The sequence below is a fragment of the Leptothrix sp. (in: b-proteobacteria) genome, assembly GCF_965250675.1.
In the GTDB taxonomy this organism is placed as follows: domain Bacteria; phylum Pseudomonadota; class Gammaproteobacteria; order Burkholderiales; family Burkholderiaceae_C; genus Sphaerotilus.
Map to the genome: position 1 here is coordinate 283,967 of NZ_CBDFPH010000003.1, position 18,174 is coordinate 302,140.

The 18,174-nt window shown below is 70.7% G+C and carries 7 protein-coding genes; 6 read left to right on the forward strand and 1 reads right to left on the reverse strand.

Features of this window, described 5'->3' with window-relative positions:
- The first annotated feature begins 47 nt into the window (after positions 1-47).
- The 3 genes from AC5IG3_RS06840 to AC5IG3_RS06850 are packed head-to-tail and all read left to right on the forward strand — an operon-like array spanning position 48 to position 13,310.
- Positions 48-9,782, forward strand: a complete 9,735-nt coding sequence (locus tag AC5IG3_RS06840) for a DUF4347 domain-containing protein (RefSeq protein WP_491905529.1) — start codon at positions 48-50, stop codon at positions 9,780-9,782.
- 17 nt (positions 9,783-9,799) lie between these two features.
- Positions 9,800-11,125 carry an efflux RND transporter periplasmic adaptor subunit gene (locus AC5IG3_RS06845; protein WP_491905530.1) on the forward strand — a complete coding sequence of 442 codons (1,326 nt, stop codon included), beginning with the start codon at positions 9,800-9,802 and terminating at the stop codon, positions 11,123-11,125.
- 13 nt (positions 11,126-11,138) lie between these two features.
- Entirely contained in the window at positions 11,139-13,310 is a 2,172-nt protein-coding gene (locus tag AC5IG3_RS06850; protein ID WP_491905531.1) for a site-2 protease family protein, read from the forward strand.
- 85 nt (positions 13,311-13,395) lie between these two features.
- Here AC5IG3_RS06850 and AC5IG3_RS06855 read toward each other — a convergent pair whose 3' ends face one another.
- The gene (locus AC5IG3_RS06855) at positions 13,396-14,304 is read right to left on the reverse strand and encodes an AraC family transcriptional regulator (RefSeq protein WP_491905532.1); all 909 of its coding nucleotides are present in this window, start codon (positions 14,302-14,304) and stop codon (positions 13,396-13,398) included.
- 216 nt (positions 14,305-14,520) lie between these two features.
- On the opposite strand from AC5IG3_RS06855, the gene AC5IG3_RS06860 reads away from it, so the two are divergent.
- Genes AC5IG3_RS06860 through AC5IG3_RS06870 form a run of 3 tightly spaced genes read left to right on the forward strand, consistent with a single transcriptional unit; the run spans position 14,521 to position 18,171 of the window.
- Positions 14,521-15,375 carry an SDR family NAD(P)-dependent oxidoreductase gene (locus tag AC5IG3_RS06860; protein ID WP_491905533.1) on the forward strand — a complete coding sequence of 285 codons (855 nt, stop codon included), beginning with the start codon at positions 14,521-14,523 and terminating at the stop codon, positions 15,373-15,375.
- A gap of 53 nt (positions 15,376-15,428) precedes the next feature.
- Entirely contained in the window at positions 15,429-15,902 is a 474-nt protein-coding gene (locus AC5IG3_RS06865; RefSeq protein WP_491905534.1) for a (2Fe-2S)-binding protein, read from the forward strand.
- Between the two features lie 10 nt (positions 15,903-15,912).
- Positions 15,913-18,171 (forward strand): xanthine dehydrogenase family protein molybdopterin-binding subunit, encoded by a 2,259-nt coding sequence (locus tag AC5IG3_RS06870; RefSeq protein WP_491905535.1) that lies wholly within the window; start codon positions 15,913-15,915, stop codon positions 18,169-18,171.
- Positions 18,172-18,174 lie beyond the last annotated feature (3 nt).

An 18,174-nucleotide genomic window follows, 5' to 3' on the forward strand; every position in this document is an offset into this window, starting at 1 on the left:
ATTGCCTTTTGCGTTTGTTTTGCTGTTGTTTTGAACTGCGAGTTCCCATGTCCAAGTCGCCCACCTCCTGGAAAAAGCACCACACCGCTGCCGCACCGCGCGCCTGGGCACTGGAGGCGCGGCTGATGTTCGACGCCGCCGCGGTCAGCGACGTGCTGGACAAGGTGACCCAGGCCACCGACACCCACCTGCAGACGCTGCAGGCGCGTGACACGACGGCCGTGCGAGACACCCAGCTCGAGCGCAGCAGCGTGGACACGTCGGCCCTGAGCATCGCCCCGGCACCGGTCGGCCGTGAAGTGCTGTTCATCGACCGCACGGTGGCGGACCTGGACTTCCTGCTTGGCGGCGTGCGCCCGGGCGTGGACGTGGTGCTGCTCGACCCGGGCAGCGACCCCTGGGCCCAGATGAGCCAGGCGCTGGCCGCGCGGCCCGGCACCACCGCCGTGCACCTGGTGTCGCACGGCAACAGCGGCGAAATCATCCTGGGTGACCACGCCTACGGCACGGCCGACCTGCAAGCGCGCAGCGCCGAACTCAACGGCTGGCGCCAGTCCCTGGCCGCCGGCGCCGACATCCTGCTCTACGGCTGCGACATCGCCGCCAGCGGCAGAGGCACCCAGTTGGTCGACACGCTGGCCACGCTGACCGGCGCCGACGTGGCCGCGTCCAACGACGCTACCGGCGGCACCGCTGCGGGCGGCGACTGGGCGCTGGAATACGCCCACGGCACGGTCGAGACCGGCCACTTCCTGCTGGATGCCACTGCCAGCGGCTACGCCAGCCGCCTGGCCACCGTAACGCTGGACGGCGCAGCCGGCTGGGTGCCCATCATGTTCGGCGCGGGCCAGGACCCGCAGGGCGACAGCCAGGCCGGCGCGGCCGACACCGACATCATTGGCGACGCCACCCACGGCTCGCTCTACACCGCCTTCAGCGACGGCGGCACTAGCAGCACGGCCGACGACTACCTCTACTTCCGCCTGCGCATCGACAACCCGACCAGCACCAGCAGCTTCAATGGCGTGGCCGTGGTCGGCATGGACGTCAACGGCGACGGTCGCGTGGATCTGTTCATGTCGGTGGACGGCCGCAACAACGGCCAGGCCGTGCGCCTGCTCGACCCCGGCACCGGCCTGAACAACTCGCCCAACACCACCACCACGTCGGCACTGCCCACCGGCTGGCTGGCCAACAACGGTGTCTACGCATTCAACAGCAGCAACTATGCGGTGACGGCCGTCAGCGCTAGCACCGACCCGAACTTCGGCCCGTCGTCCACCGGCCTGGCGGGCGGCACGGCCAGCAACCTCACCGGCATCGGCGGCACCGACGCCTTCGTCAGCTGGCGCGTGTCCGTGGCCGACCTGGCCACCGTGCTGGCCAAGCCCTCGCCGCTGGACGGCAGGACCGGCGTCTACGGCCCGCGCGGCGCCACCGGCTTTGCCGGCTTCAGCAAGGACACCACCGTCAGCTACGTCTCCTTCACGCAGACGCAGACCGGCCCGATCAACGGCGACCTCAACGGCGTGGGCGCCAGCTACGACAAGAACGCCAGCTTCGCCTCGCTGGGTGTGTTCACCACCGCCATGTCGCCGGCCAACCCGGTGGCAGCCTCCACGCTGCTGACCATCACCGACAACGTGGCCGGCACCACCGGCCTCGGCCAGCCGGTGACCTTCACCTTCACGTTCTCCGAGAACGTCACCGGCTTCGACGCCAGCGACATCAGCGTGACCAGTGGCACCAAGGGCGCCTTCAACACGGTGGACGGCAAGACCTACACCCTGGTCGTGACGCCCGACGCCGGCCTGGCCAGCGGCGACATCGGCGTCAGCGTGGCCTCGGGCGCCGCCACCGGCGCCCGAGGCCTGCCCACCCTGGCGGCCACGGGCACGCAAGCCATCGACACCCTGGCCCCCGCCGTGACGGTCGGCACCCCGGCGCTGGCCTTGTCCGGCCGGCCGACGCTCGGCGGCAGCACCAACCTGGCCGACGGCAACCTGGTCACCGTCACCATCGACCCCGACAACAACGCCACCACCGCCGACAGCGTCATCTACCAGGCGCTGGTCGTGGGTGGCGTGTGGTCGCTGGACACTTCCACCGCCGTGCCCACCAGCGGCAGCCTGCCCAGCATGGGCCTGAGCGCCAACAGCAAGGTCACAGCCACCGCCACCGACGCGGCCGGCAACAGCAGCAGCGCCGTCGAACTGAGCCGCCCCACCGTCAACCCGCTGAGCACCAACGCGCTGGCGCCCACGCTCACCGGCACCTGGACGAATCTGGCCGGCGACGCGCTGACCGTCACCGTCGGCGGCGCCACCTACAACGTGACGCCCAGCGGCGACAGCTGGAGCCTGAACCTGGCCAGCGCCACGCCTGCGGCCGGCACGCTCAGCCTGGTGGCCGGCAACACCTACACGGTCACGGCCACCGTCACGCGTGGCGGCGTCCCGGTCAGCGACACCACCAGCGGCGAGCTGGTCATCACCACCACCCCGGTCACGCTGGTGGACATCACCGGCGGCGCCACCGCCAGTGGCACCAGCACGCGGCCCGTCATCACCGGCACGGCCAGCAACACTGGCGGCTTCGTCATCGTGCGGCTGGACCCGAACAACGACGGCAACCTGTCCGACGCGGTGACCTACTCCGTCATCCCCGACGGCGGCGGCAACTGGTCGCTCGACACCGCCGTTGCCACGCCGATTGCCGGCACCGTGCCGGCCGGCGGCTACGTCGGCAGCGTTGGCCTGCGCGCCACCGACAGCACCGGCCAGGTGGTCGACACCCAGGTGCTGACCATCACCACGCCCACGGTCGCGATCGGCAGCATCAGCAGCGCAGCCAGTACCAATGCCAGCGCCATCGTCAGCAACACCGCAGGCACCGGGGCGAGCAACCTCAACATGGCGGAGGACGCCAACGTCACCTTCAGCGGCACGGCCGCCGGCGCCACGGCGGTGAACCTGACCATCACCGACATCAACGGCCACGCCGTCACGGTCGACAACGTCAGCGTCACTGCGGGCACCTGGTCGGCGACGGGTGTCAACCTATCCGGGCTGGACAACGGCACGTTGACGGTCAAGGCCACCTTGAGCGGCACCACCGTCAGCGCCACCGACAGCAGCGTCACGCACGACAAGGTCGCGCCCTTCATCCTCGACACCACGCAAAGTCCCATTCGCGCCACCGCTGGCGCCATCATCAAGGGCAGCACGGACCTGACTTCCGGAACCGTCCTGACGATCAGCATCCACACCGACGCGGCTCGCACCGCCTTGGCGCAGACGCTGACAGCCACCGTCACGGCCGATGGGTCGTGGTCCGCCCTGACCTCGGCCAACCTGGGCAACAACTCGACCGCCTATTTCACGGTCACCGCCCCCGCCAACAGCACCGATGCGGCCGGCAACCTGGTGCAGCCGGTGCAGTTCTCGCGCTCGGTGCAGAACTCCATCGGCAACTCGACACGCACCATCGACGTCAAACCCATCACCGGCGACAACCTCGTCGCGGTGTCGGAAATCGGCAGCGGCCTGGTCATCAACGGCGAAACCAGCGTCACCTCGGCCACCGTCACCGTCGTCATCAGCCAGAACGGCACCACGCTGTTCACCAAGACCGCCTCCAGCGGCGCCACCTACACCGCCGGTACCAACAACTGGACGTTGACGCTGACGCCGGCCGAGGCACAGCAGATCGCCAACGGACAGTTCCTGGTCTCGGCCAGCGTCCCGGACGGCTCGGTGACCCTCAGCGACGCCGAACTGCCGACCCTGAACCTGGCCGCCCCCACGCTGACCATCACCGACGACATCCCCGGCACGGCCACCGGCGCCTTCCTCTTCACCTTCACGTTCACCGAGAACGTCACCGGCTTCACCGCCGGCGACATCGTGCTGTCGGCCGGCGCCACGGCCGGTACCTTCTCGACGATCGACGCCAGGACCTACACCCTGGCCGTGACGCCGCCAGCCAGCGGCAGCGGCACCGTCACGGCCACCGTGGCCAGCGGCACCGCCACCGGCGTGACCACCGGCCGTAGCATCGTCGGCACCAGCGCCACCCAGGACTACGCTGCCCCCGCACTAGCCGCCGCACCCACGCTGACAATCAACGTCGACGCCCTGGCCACCAGCGGCACGCCCGTCATCACCGGCGCCACCACGCTGGCCCCCGGCGCGCCGGTGGTCATCACCATCGACCCGGACAACAACACCGCCACGGCCAACGACGTCAGCTACTCCGCCACGGTGCAGAGCGACGGCCGCTGGTCGCTGGACCTGGCCAGCGCTACGCCCACCAGCGGCAGCCTGCCCGCCGGCGGCCTGCCGACCTACGCCAAGGTCACCGCCACTGCCACCAATGCCTACGGCAACAGCACCACGGTGATCGGCCAGGACACCCCCACCGTCACCGCCCAGACCAGCACCAGCCACACGCCCACCGTCAGCGGCACCTGGACCAGTGGGCTCGGCGACACCCTCAGCGTCACCGTCAACGGCGTCAGCTACACGCCCACGGTCAGCGGCAACACCTGGTCGGTCAACGTCACCAGCGTCCTGCCCGACGGCACTTACCAGGTGGTGGCCACCACCAGCCGCAGCGGCGTGGACAAGGTCGACGTCACGACCAGCGAGCTGGTCATCGACACCCTGGCCACCGTGGACATCACCGGCGGCGCCACCGTGCTGACGAACGCACTGCGGCCGGTCATCAGCGGCACAGCCACCGGCATGGCCGCCGGCACCCTGCTGACGCTGCAGCTCGACACCGACAACAACGGCAGCTACGACCTCAGCTACCAGACCACCGTCCAAGCCGACGGCAGCTGGTCGGTCAACACCGCCACCGCCGTGCCCAGCAGTGGCACGCTGCCGGCCAGCGGCCTGAACGGCGACACGCCGATGCGCGCCAGCGCCACCGACGCCGCCGGCAACACCGGCGCCGACACCCAGACGCTGCAGGTGGACGTCACCCCGCCGCAGATCGCCTTCAGCTCCGGCACCCGCACCGCCAGCAGCCTGCCGCTGATCCGCGGCACCACCGACCTGCCGGCCGGCAGCACGCTGACCGTGGTGGTGGACGCCATCACCTACAGCGGCGTGGTGGTGCAGAGCGACGGCAGCTGGTCGGTACAGACCACCACGGCCGTCAGCGGCACCGTGAACGTCAGCGCCACCAGCACCGACGCCGCCGGCAACACCGCCACCGTCGCGCAGCCGCTGACCTTCGACGCCGTCACGCCCAGCATCGCCGTCAACACAGTCACCGACGTCACCAACGACCTCAACAGCGACGGCAAGATCGACGCCACTGAGGACGACAGCGTCACCCTCGCCGGCACCACCGCCAACGCCACGGTGGGCGACACGGTCACGGTCTACATCACCGACGGCAGCCTGACCCTGCGCTACACCACCACGGTGCTGGCCGGCGGCGGCTGGAACCTCAGCGGCCTCAACCTCAGCGCGCTGGCCAGCGGCCCGGTCAGCGTCACCGCCAGCCTGACCGACAGCGGCGGCACCATCTACACCGACACCACCCGCTTCACCCACGACAAGAGCGCCACGGTCGCCATCGACCGCATCAGCGACGACACCGGCCTCCTGGGCGACTTCACCACCACCGACACCACGGTGGCCATTGCCGGCAGCGCCACCGCCAACGCCGCCGTCGGCGTGGTGGTCAAGGACAGCGGCGGCGGCGCCGTCGCCAGCTTCAGCGTCACGGCCGACGCCAGCGGCAACTGGAGCACCACCGCCACGTCCGCCCTGCCCCAAGGCAGCTACACCCTCGAAGCCACGGTCGGCGGCACCACCGCCACCAAGGCCCTGACCATCGTCAGCACGCCGCTGCTGGCCAGCAGCACGCCGGCCGACAACGCCACCGGCATCGCCGTCACCGACAACCTCAGCCTCACCTTCAGCAAGAACGTGCTGGCCGGCAGCGGCTACGTCGTGCTCTACAACGGCGACGGCACGCTGGAAGAATCCTTCAACATCGCCACCGGCCTCGGCGACAAGGGTGGCAGCCTGAGCTTCAACGGCAGCACCGGCCTGACGCTCAACCCCTTCGCCGACCTGATCCAGTCCACCAACTACTACCTGAAGATCGACGCCGGCGCCGTGCTCGACGCCAACGGCAACCCCTATGCCGGCATCAGCACCGCCACCACGCTCAACTTCACCACCGCCGGCAGCAACAGCGCACCCGACAACACCGTGCCGGCCGCGCAGGCGGTCAACGAGGACAGCGCCCTCGCCTTCTCCAGCGCCAACGGCAACCTGATCAGCGTCGACGACGTCAACGGCAACCTCGCCAGCACGCGGCTCACGGTCCTCAACGGCGGCCTCACGGTCAGCCTGGGCGGTGGCGCCAGCCTCAGCGCCGGCAGCAACGGCGGCCGCACGCTGACACTTTCGGGCACACAGACCCAGATCAACCTCGCCCTGGCTACCTTGAGCTACCAGGCCGACCTGAACTACAGCGGCAGCGACACCCTGACCGTGCTGTCCACTGACAACGCCGCCACGCCGCTGAGCCGCAGCAGCACCGTCGCCATCACCGTCAATGCGGTCAATGACGCGCCCGTGGCCACCACCAGCGGCGGCTCGGCCGCTTTCATCGAAGGCAACAACGTCACCTCCACCCCTGTGGTGGTCGACGCCGGCCTGACCGTCAGCGATGTCGACAACACCACCCTGGCCAGCGCCACGGTGTCGATCACCGGCAACCTCCAGTCCGCCGAAGACCAGCTCGCCTTCATCAACAACCCGGCCACGATGGGCAACATCGCCGCCAGCTACAGCTCAGCCACCGGCGTGCTCTCGCTGACCTCGGCCGGCGCCACCGCCACCCTGGCGCAGTGGCAGGCCGCGTTGCGCTCGGTCACCTACACCAACAGCTCCGACACCCCGAATACCGCCACCCGCACCGTCAGCTTCGACGTGAACGACGGCAGCACGACCAGCGCCGCTGCTGCCCGCACCATCACCGTCACGCCGGTCAACGACACGCCTATCGCCACCGCCAGCGCGGGCACAGCATCCTTCGTCGAGAACGCCAGCGGCTCGCCCACCCCGGTGGCGGTCGATCCGGGTCTGACGCTCAGCGACCTGGACAACACCACCCTGGCCAGCGCCACGGTGGCCATCACCGGCAACTTCCAATCGACGCAGGACGTGCTGGCCTTCAGCAACACCAGCGTCATCACGTTCGGCAACGTCACGGCCAGCTACGACAGCAGCACCGGCGTGCTGACACTCACGTCGGCCGGTGCCACCGCCAGCGTCGCGCAGTGGCAGGCCGCGCTGCAGGCGGTCAGCTACAGCAACAGCGCGTCCGACCCCGGCAACGCCAGCCGCACCGTCAGCTTCGTGGTGAACGACGGCACGGCCAACAGCAGCGCGGCCACCCGGCAGGTCACCGTCACCCCCAGCAACAACGCCCCGGTGCTGGCCACCGGCAGCACGCTGGCCTACACCGAGAACCAGGCCGCCAGCGCCGTCGATGCCAACCTGACGCTCAGCGACGTGGACAGCGCCACCCTCGGCGGCGCCACCGTCAGCCTCTCAGGCGGCTTTGCCAGCGGCCAGGATGTGCTGGGCTTCACAGCCCAGAACGGCATCAGCGGCAACTGGAACGCCGCCACCGGCACGCTGACCCTCAGCGGCTCGGCCACCGTCGCCCAGTACCAGGCCGCGCTGCGCTCGGTCACCTACGCCAACAGCAGCGACGCGCCCAGCACCGCCACGCGCACCGTCAGCTTCCAGGTCGACGATGGCGCTGCCGCCAACAACCTCAGCAATGTGCTGACCAGCACGATCACCGTCGCGGCGGTCAACGACGCCCCGACCGTGGCCAACGGGCTGGCCCCGCGCCAGGCGGTCAAGAACACGGCGTTCACGCTCACCGTCCCGGCCAGCACCTTTGCCGACGTCGACACGGGCGACACGCTGACCTACACCGCCACGCTGGCCGATGGTTCACCGCTACCGACCTGGTTGAGCTTCAACCCGGCCACGGGCGTGTTCTTGGGCACGCCTGGTGAGGCCAATGTCGGCGCGCTGACCTTGCGCGTGATCGCCACCGACCGCGCCGGCGCCAGCGCCTTCAGCGACCTGGCCCTGACGGTGGCAGCATCCAACGCGGCGCCGACGCTGGCCGTGCCGATCGCCGATCAGGTCGGCACGCAGGACCAGCCGTTCAGCTTCACGGTGCCCGGCGGCACCTTTGCCGACGCCGACGCGGGCGACATCCCCGCCCTGGCGGCCACCCTGGCCAACGGCGATCCATTGCCGGCCTGGCTGCATTTCGATGCGGGAACCGGCCGCTTCACCGGCAAGCCGGCCAACGGCGACGTGGGGGCCATCGACATCCGGGTCACCGCCACCGATGGCGGCGGGCTGGCGGTGTCGGACGTGTTCCGCCTGACGGTGACCGATGTCAACGACGCGCCGACCGCCGCCAACGCATCGGTCACCACCGCCGAAGACACCGCCTTGTCGGGCAGCCTGCCTGCCTACATGGACATTGATGGCGATGCCGTCACCTACGCCCTGGGTATGAACGCCAGCCACGGCACGGTCGTGGTCAGCGCGGACGGACGCTACACCTACACGCCAGCAGCCAACGACAACGGCGCCGATGCCTTCACCTACACGGTCAGCGATGGCAACGGCGGACGCAGCACTTACTCGGTGGCAGTGACGGTGTCGGCGGTCAACGACGCGCCGATCTGGGCCGATAACGCCGCTGCACGCGCTGCGGCCACCACGGCGCAAGACACACCCGTCATGGGCAGCGTGCCGGCCGCCAGCGATGCGGAGGGCGACGCACTGACCTACGCCAAGGGCAGCGACCCCGCCCATGGCGCGGTGACGGTGGACGCCAGCGGCCGCTATATCTACACGCCGGCAGCCGGCTTCCACGGCACGGACAGCTTCACCGTCCGCATCGATGACAGCCATGGCGGACTGCGTCTGTTGACGGTGCAGGTCGCGGTGCTGGCCGCTCCGGCCGTGCCTGCAGCGCCAATCGTCGCGCCCGAGCCGGCACCAGCACCCATCGTTGCGCCGATTGCGGCACCCGTGGCAGCCCCCATCGTCACACCGTCCCCTGCGCCAGCCACAACGCCGGTGGCCGACTTCGATTCGGCGCTGGGCACGGCCTTACGCAGCACCTCCGTCGCCAGCGACGCCGGGGACAGGACGATCACACCGCCGCAGCCCGCCGCCACACCGGTCGCTGCGCCGACCGTGACCACCCTGCGCGCCACGACAGACGGCGACATCTACACCCGCCCCAGCGGCTTCCAGATCATGGTGACGCCGTCGGCCGAGCCGAGCCTGAAGCTGTTCCGCGGCGTGGACGACCAGATCGTGCCGCTGAACCGTACGCTGGTCGTGCAGGTGCCGGCAGACGCCTTCGTGCACACCGTGCTGACCGAGACGGTGACGCTGTCGGCCACCCGCGCCGACGGCACGCCGCTGCCGGGCTGGCTGAGTTTTGACGGCAAGTCGGGCAAGCTCGTCGGCCAACCGCCGGTGAATCAGGCCGAGGACCTGGCCATCCGCATCACAGCACGGGACTCGCAGGGCCGCGAGGTGACGACGATGTTCCGCATCAAGGTGGCCGATGGCAAAGGCGCCAACCCGACCTCGCGCACCAGCTTCAGCGAGCAACTCGCCCGAGGCGAGGCACTGGCGATCAAGCCCGGCCAGCGCGCCTGGCAAGCACTGCCCCGGCCGGTGGTCGCGCGCCGTGCCTGAGCTAGAGTGATCGGGCCATGATGCCCGACACCTCCACCCTGCTCGCCCTGCTGCAAAGCACCCGTTCGGCTGCCACGGCGGCCGAACGGCGCTTTGTGCTGCTCAACCGCACGCGCGAAGCACTGCCCTACCACGCCGCCGTGCTGTGGCAGGCGGAGGAAGGCGTGCTGGGGCATTCCGGCGTCAGCGGTGTGGATGCGCAGGGGCCGTACGGCCTGTGGCTGAAACGGCTGGCCCGCGCACTGGCAGACCAGCCGGCGGGTGTGGTCGCGGCCGATCAGATCGGCGGTGCCATCGCCGAGGAATGGCCGCAATGGTGGCCGCCACACCTGCTGTGGCTGCCGGGCCCACAGGAGGATGAAGCCGCGCTGCTGATCGTGCGTGACGTGCCCTGGTCCGAGGCCGAGTGCCAGGGCCTGGCGCAGTGGCTGGACCTGTGGCGGCTGGCGGACCAGGCAGCAGGTACGGCCGGCCGGCGGCGCGTGCTGGACCTGGGCGCGCTCTGGCTGGCGCTGCGCCGCCCCCGCCTGGGCGGCTGGCTGAAACCCGGGCGCTGGCTGCTGCTGGGCCTGCTGGCGCTGACGGGCCTGCCGGTGCACATGAACCTGCGTGCGCCAGGCGAACTGGTCCCGCGCGAGCCCACGGTGGTGCGCGCAGCCATGGAAGCCACGGTGCGCAAACTACGGGTCGAGCCCAACCAGACCGTGCAGGCCGGTCAGGTGCTGGCCGAGTTTGACGATGCCGCCTACGCCAGCCGCCTGCAGGTCGCGCGGCAGGCCGTGGCCACGGCGGCGGCCGAGTGGCGCCAGACCAGCCAGCAGGCGCTGGGCGACCCGCGCGCCAAGGCGCAGATGCCCGGCGTGCAAGGCAAGCTGGCGCAGAGCCAGACGGAGTTGCGCTACCTCGAACAACAAATGCAGCGCACCAGCCTGACCGCGCCGCATGCCGGCGTCGTGCTGGTCGACGACCCCGGCAACTGGGCCGGCCGCACCGTGCAAGCTGGCGAGGCCCTGCTGCGCCTGGCACAGCCGCAGGACCAGGAGCTGGAAGCGTGGCTGCCGGTGGCCGATGCCATCGACCTGCCCCCCGGCACCGCCCTGCACCTGCACCTGGCCAGCCGCCCGGCCGACCCGGTCGACGCCACGCTACGCCTCTACGCCTATGAGGCCGAACCCCGCCCCGACGGCAGCCTGGCCTACCGCCTGCGCGGCACGCTGACCGCCGCCGCCAGCGAGCGCCTGGGCGCACGCGGCACCGTGCGCATCGACGGCCCGCGCGCGCCGCTGATCTACGTCATGCTGCGCCGCCCGCTGGCCGCGCTGCGCGAGATGACCGGCTGGTGAGCCGCCGCCCGACATGAGCGCCACCACCGTCACCCTGGGCCAGCCCGTCGCGCTGCCCGCCGCCCGATCCGGCCAGAACACCGCACCGGCGCCCACCCTGCAATGGCCCGCGCTGCGCGAGGACCTGCAACTGCACCACGGCCCGGCCCTGCCCGACGGCCAGCCGAGCTGGACGCTGCAGGACCCTGTGCGCCATCGCTTCCTGCGCCTGGACTGGCAGACCTACGAGGTGCTGCGGCGCTGGTGGCTGGGCCAGCCGGAGCACATCGCCGAGCAGATCAACCAGCAAACCACGCTGGCGCTGACGCCCGACCACGTGCTGCAGGTGCTGGAGTGGGCGATGCGCGAGGAGCTGGTCCAACCCAGCCGCGCGCCGCGCCTGCAGGCTGCAGTCAGCAGCCTGCAGGCGCTGTCCACCTGGCTGCTGCACCACTACCTGTTCTTCCGCATCCCGCTCTTCAACCCCGACCGGCTGCTCCAGCGCCTGTTGCCGGCCGTGTCGTGGCTGGGCTCGCGCGGCTTCACGCGGCTGACGCTGGCGGCGCTGGCGCTGGGCTTGATCGGCCTGGTGCGAGACGCCAGCGCGCTGCAGGCGCAGTTTGTCGACCTGCTGTCGTGGCGCGGTGCGGCGCTCTACGGGCTGACGCTGGCGGGAGTCAAGGTGGCGCACGAGTTCGGACACGCGCTGGTCGCCAAGCACCACGGCCTGCGCGTGCCGACCATGGGCGCGGCCTTCATGGTGATGTGGCCGGTGGCCTACACCGACACCAGCGAGGCCTGGCGCCTGGCCGACGCCCGCGCCCGCCTGCAGATCGCCGCCGCCGGCGTGCGCACCGAGCTGACGCTGGCCGCCTGGGCCACGCTGGCCTGGGGGCTGCTTCCCGACGGCGGCTGGCGCACCGCCGCCTTCATCGTCGCCACCATGACCTGGGTGAGCACGCTGGCCATCAACACCAGCCCCTTCATGCGCTTCGATGGCTACTTTCTGCTGTGCGACTGGCTGGACCTGCCCAACCTGCACGAACGATCCTTTGCGCTGGCGCGCTGGCAACTGCGCCGCACGCTGCTGGGCTGGCAGGCCGCCGTGCCGGAGGTCTTCACGCCCGCGCTGCAGCGCGCGCTGATCGCCTTTGCGTTTGCCACCTGGGGCTACCGGCTGGTGCTGTATCTGGGCATCGCCTGGATGGTATACCACTTCGGTTTTCCGGCGCTGGGGCTGCTGCTGTTCGCGGTGGAGCTGGGCTGGTTCATCACCACGCCCATCCAGCGCGAGCTGGGCATCTGGGCACAAGGCTGGTCGCGCTGGAAGGCGGCGTGGCGCTGGCGCTGGAGCGCGCTGGCGCTGCTGGGCCTGGGTGGCCTGGCCGCCTGGCCCTGGCCGGTGCGCGAAACCGCTGGCGCCGTGCTGCAACCCGCGCACGAACTGGCGCTGCGCGTATCGGCTGCCGTGACGCTGCACAGCCTGCCACTGCAACTGGGCCAGCGCGTGGCCGCCGGCACGCCGCTGCTGGAAGGCGACGTGCCCGCCCTGCAGCAGAAGCAGGCCAGCGCGCAGGTGCGCATCCAACAGCTGGAGAAACAGGTCAGCGCCGCCAGCCTGAGCGGCGAGCAGCAGGCACAGTGGCAGTCGCTGCAGGCCGGTCTGGCCACCGCGCGGGGCGAAGCCGCTGCGCTGCGCCAGGAGCTGGCGCGCTTCCAGCCGCTGGCGCCGTTTGACGGCGTGGTGGTAGAGATCGATGCCGCGCTGCGGCCCGGCAGCGTGCTCAGCCCGCAGCAGACCGTGCTGCGCCTGGCCAGCCCGGGGCCGGGCCGCGTCGTGGCCTATGTGTCGGAGTACGCCGCTGCGCACCTGAAGCCGGGCGACACCGCCCGCTTCGGCGCCGATGCCGCGCCGCTGAAACGCTGGGCCGCACGCATTGTCAGCGTGGCGCCGCATGCTGCGACGGTGCTGCCCGAGGCCATGCTGGTGCGCGCCCACGGTGGCCCGATCGAAGCCCGCGAGCAGAACAACCGCTGGCTGCCGCTGCAACCGCTCTACCGGGTCGAGTTGCAGGTACAGGAAGACACCGGCCTGAGCCCCCGCCACTGGCGCGGCCACCTGGTGGTCGAACTGCCCGGCCGCAACGGCTGGGACCGCGCATGGAGCGCGGTCAGCGAGGTGCTGGCAAGAGAGGTCGGGTTTTGAAGGCGTTCAACACACAGAGGATGAGGCCGAAGCAGCGCGCTGCTCTGGTGTCGGAACCACCCTGCTCGGCCGCTGAGAGCGGACCTCAAGCGATTGATCGCTCGGCCGCGCCGTCGCCCGGCTGCCGCATGCGCCGGATGTCGCGCTGCGGCGGCGCACCGAACAGCCGGCTGTAGTCGCGGCTGAACTGCGAGGCGCTTTCGTAGCCCACGCGAGCGGCGGTGCTGCCGGCGTCGAGGTCCTGGCTCAGCATCAGCTGCCGCGCCTCCTGCAGGCGCAGCTGTTTCTGGTACTGCAGCGGGCTCATGCCGGTCAGGCTGCGGAAGTGCTGGCGGAAGGTCGACGGGCTCATGTGCGCGCGCGCGGCGAGCTCGTCGATCAGCACGTCGCCGGTGAAGTGCTGCTTGAGCCACGCCATCGCGCGCGCGATCTGATGGCTGGGTGTGCCCGCCGCCAGCAGATGCCGCAGGTAAGGGCCGTGCGGGCCGCACAGCAGACGCAGCATGAGCTCCTGCCGGATCAGCGGCGCGACATGTGCGATCAGCCGCGGCTCGCCCAGCAGCCGGACCAGGCGGATCAGCGCGTCGAGCAAGGGCGCTTCGGTCGCGCAGCGCGAGATCGCGCGCGGCACCGCGTCGCGCGGCAGCGGCGGCAGATCCATCTCCGCCACCGCCTGCAGCAGCGCGCGGGTGTCGAGCGTCAGCACCAGGCCCAGAAACGGCTGGGCCAGATCGGCCCGGGTGACCTGCCCGATCACCGGCAGGTCGACGGCGGTCAGCAGCGACTGGCCCGGCCCGTAGTCGATCACCTGATCGCCGAGCGTGACCTGCTTGCCGCCCTGCGCGACGACGGTCAGCCCGAGCGCGTAGACGCAGGGCATGGGCTCGGTCTTGATGCTGCTGCGGTAGAGCGTGAGACCGGGGATGGCCGTCGGGTGTTCGCCGTCGATTTGAGCAATCCGGCCGATCTCCTGGGCCAAGGTGTCGATGGGCATGGTCAGCCTGTGAGAGTGGATTCCTGTCGCGGTCGCTCGACCAGCACGCCAATCCCGTGCCTGCGTCGACCGCAGGCACTTTACCGCCGACGGTATCGATCCCTTTTCAGCCTGACGACGAAGCCTCGAAAAAGGCAAGACATGGATCAGAACCGGCAAGCTCGTGGCCGGCTCGACGCAGACACTTCGCCGCATCGATCCGCTTCTGGAATCCACATGACCGACAAGAAGGTTTGGCTCATCACCGGCGCAGGCCGGGGACTGGGCCTCGACATCGCCCGCGCCGCGCTGGCCGCCGGCCACGCCGTCGTCGCCACCGGCCGCGATCCGGCCAAGGTGGCGGCGGCGATCGGCCAGAACGCCACCCTGTCGGCCGACCTGCTGGCCGTGAAGCTCGACGTCACCCGCCCCGAAGACGCCCAGGCCGCCAGCGAGGCCGCCGTCGCCCGCTTCGGCCGCATCGACGTGCTGGTCAACAACGCGGGCGACTTCCACGCCGGCTTCTTCGAGGAGCTGGGCGCCGAGCAGGTGCGCGGCCAGATCGAGACGCTGCTGTTCGGGCCGATGAACGTCGCCCGCGCCGTGCTGCCGGTGATGCGCCGGCAGCGCGCCGGTCTGCTGCTGACGATCTCGTCGACCGCGGGCCTGGCGGGCGGGATGTTCTGCTCGGCTTATGCGGCGGCCAAGTTCGGCCTGGAAGGCTGGGCCGAATCGCTGGCGATCGAGGTTGCGCCGTTCGGCATCCGCACCATGCTGGTCGAGCCGGGTTTCTTCCGCACCGAGCTGCTCGGCCCCGGCTCCACCACCTATGCCGCGCCGTCGATCGACGACTACGCCGCCACCACGCGCGCCACCATGGCGGCCTGGCGCAGCATGGACGGCCAGCAGGGCGGCGACCCGGCCAAGCTGGCCGCCGCGCTGGTGAGACTCGCCGCACTCGACGAACCCCCCGCCCGCTTTGCCGCCGGGGCCGACGCGGTGCAGGCCTTCGAGGCCAAGGCCCGCACGCTGCTGGCCCAGGCCGACGCACACCGGGCGCTGTCGTCGTCGCTGGCCTGCAATGACGTCTGAACATCGCGCCTGAATCCCGCCACCCCAACCCTCAACCGCGGAGCACCGACCCCATGAGCACGCTCAACGTCAACGGCCGTCAGCACACGGTCGACACCGACCCGGCCACCCCCATCCTCTGGGCCCTGCGCGACACGCTGGGCATGACCGGCACCAAGTTCGGCTGCGGCGCGGCGCTGTGCGGCGCCTGCACCGTGCACCTGGACGGCCAGGCGATCCGCTCGTGCATCACGCCGATCTCGGCCGCCGAGGGCAAGAAGATCCGCACCATCGAAGCGACCACCGACGGCAGCGACCGGGTCGGCGCCGCGGTGCATGCGGCCTGGGTCAAGCACGACGTGGCGCAGTGCGGCTACTGCCAGAGCGGCCAGATCATGAGCGCGACGGCGTTCCTGAAGTCCTTGCCGCGCGGCAAGCAGCCCAGCGCCACCGAGATCGACACGGCCATGGCCGGCAACATCTGCCGCTGCGGCACCTACGCCCGCATCCGCGCCGCGGTGGCCGATGCCGCTCGCACCCTCGCCTGAAGGAGCCACCATGTTGCACAACATCGACCCCGTCGAAATGCCCGGCGCCCTGCAGCACCTGCTGGCCCGTGACCAGGCGGCTCAGGCCGACCCAGCTGCCCCGCTGCCGCGCCGCCGCTTCCTGAAGCTGGCCGGCATCGGCGGCCTCGCGCTCGGTGCCTTTCCGCATCTGGCGACCGCACAAACCACGGCACAAGCCGCAGCCCAGGCCACCGCGCTGAAGCCGACGCAGCAGCCTTCGGCCTTCGTGCAGATCGCGCCCAACGGCGAAGTGACTGTGACCATCAACCGGCTGGAGTTCGGCCAGGGCGTGCAGACCGCGCTGCCGATGATCCTGGCCGAGGAGCTCGATGCCGACTGGCGCCTGGTGCGCAGCCGCCACGGCTCGGGCGACGCGGCCTATGTCGACCCGCTGTTCGGCATCCACCTGACCGGCGGCTCCAACTCGGTCAAGAACAGCTACACGCAATACCGCGAACTCGGCGCCCGCGCCCGGGCCATGCTGCTGGCGGCCGCCGCGGCGCGCTGGAACGTCGACGTCGCCACGCTGCGCACGCAGGCCGGCACGGTGCTGGGGCCCAAGGGCCGCAAGGCGAGCTACGGCGAACTGGCCGAGGCCGCGATGGCGCTGCCGGTGCCCGAGAAGGTCACGCTGAAGGACCCGAAGGACTTCCGCCTGATCGGCCGCCCGACTGCACGCCTGGATGCCAAGGCCAAGAGCAGCGGACGCCAGGATTTCGGCATCGACGTGCGCCTGCCCGGCCAGCTCACCGCCGTGGTCGCGCACCCGCCGGTGTTCGGCGCCAAGCTCGCGTCGGTGGACGACAGCGCTGCGCGCGCCGTCAAGGGCGTGAAGGCCGTGCTGCGCGTGCCGCTGGACCGCGGCGCCGAAGGCATCGCCGTGCTGGCTGACGGCTACTGGCCGGCCAAGCTGGGGCGCGATGCACTGAAGCTGCAGTGGGACACGGCGGCGGTCGAGAAGGTCGACAGCGAACGGCAGCTGGCCCAGTACCGCGAGCTGGCCGGCCAGCCGGGCGCGCGCCAGTTCGACGCCGACATGGCGCCGCTGGCCAACGCGCCGCGCCAGCTCGAAGCCGAGTTCGTCTTCCCCTACCTGGCACATGCGCCGATGGAGCCGCTCAACTGCACGGTGCAGCTGTCGGCTGGCGGCGCCGAGTTGTGGGTCGGCAGCCAGTCGCCCGGTCTGGATGGCGGCGCCGCAGCGCGCGTGCTGGGCCTCCAGCCCGGGCAGGTCAAGGTCCATGTGCAGATGGCCGGTGGCGGCTTCGGCCGGCGCTTCTCCAGCACCAGCGACTACGTCATCGAGGCCTGCGAAGTCGCCAAGGCCGCGCGCAGCGCCGGCCTGAACGCGCCGGTGCGCCTGCTGTGGAGCCGTGAGGACGACATCAAGGGCGGCTACTACCGCCCGATGCACCTGCACCGCGCCCGCATCGGCTTCGACGAGCGTGGCCAGGTGCTGGCGTGGGATCACGTCATCGTCGGTCAGTCGATCCTGACCGGCACCGTGTTCGAGCCCTACCAGGTCAAGAACGGCATCGACGCCACCGCCACCGAGGGCATGCGCGACCCCTACGGCGTGCCGATGCGCCTGACCGTGCACCACCCCAAGCTCAACGTGCCGGTGCTGTGGTGGCGCAGCGTGGGCTCGACCCACACCGCCTTCGCGATGGAGACGCTGATCGACGAGATCGCCCGCGCCACGAAGCAGGACCCGGTGGCCTACCGCATGCGGCTGTTCGGCGACAAACATCCGCGCCACCGCACCGCGCTGCAGCTGGCGGTCGACCGCAGCGGCTACGGCAAGCAAGCCCTGGCACCGGGTCGCGCCTGGGGCGTGGCGGTGCACGAGTCGTTCTCGACCGTCGTGGCCTATGTGGTCGAGGCCTCGGTGCAGGACGGCAAGCCCGTGCTGCATCGTGTCACCTCCGGCGTGCACTGCAACCTGGCGGTCAACCCGCGCACCATCGAGGCGCAGGTGCAAGGTGCAGCGCTGATGGGCCTGTCGATGTGCCTGCCAGGGGCCGCCATCACGCTGAAGGACGGCGAGGTGCAGCAGAGCAACTTCGGCGACTACCCGGTGGCCCGCATCACCGACATGCCGGCGTTCGCGGTCCACATCGTGCCCAGTGCCGACGCGCCCACCGGCATGGGCGAGCCCGGCCTGCCGCCGCTGGCGCCGGCGTTTGCCAACGCCATTGCGCAGCTGACCGGCAAGCCGCTGCGCCAGTTGCCCTTCAATCTGGCCTGAGCG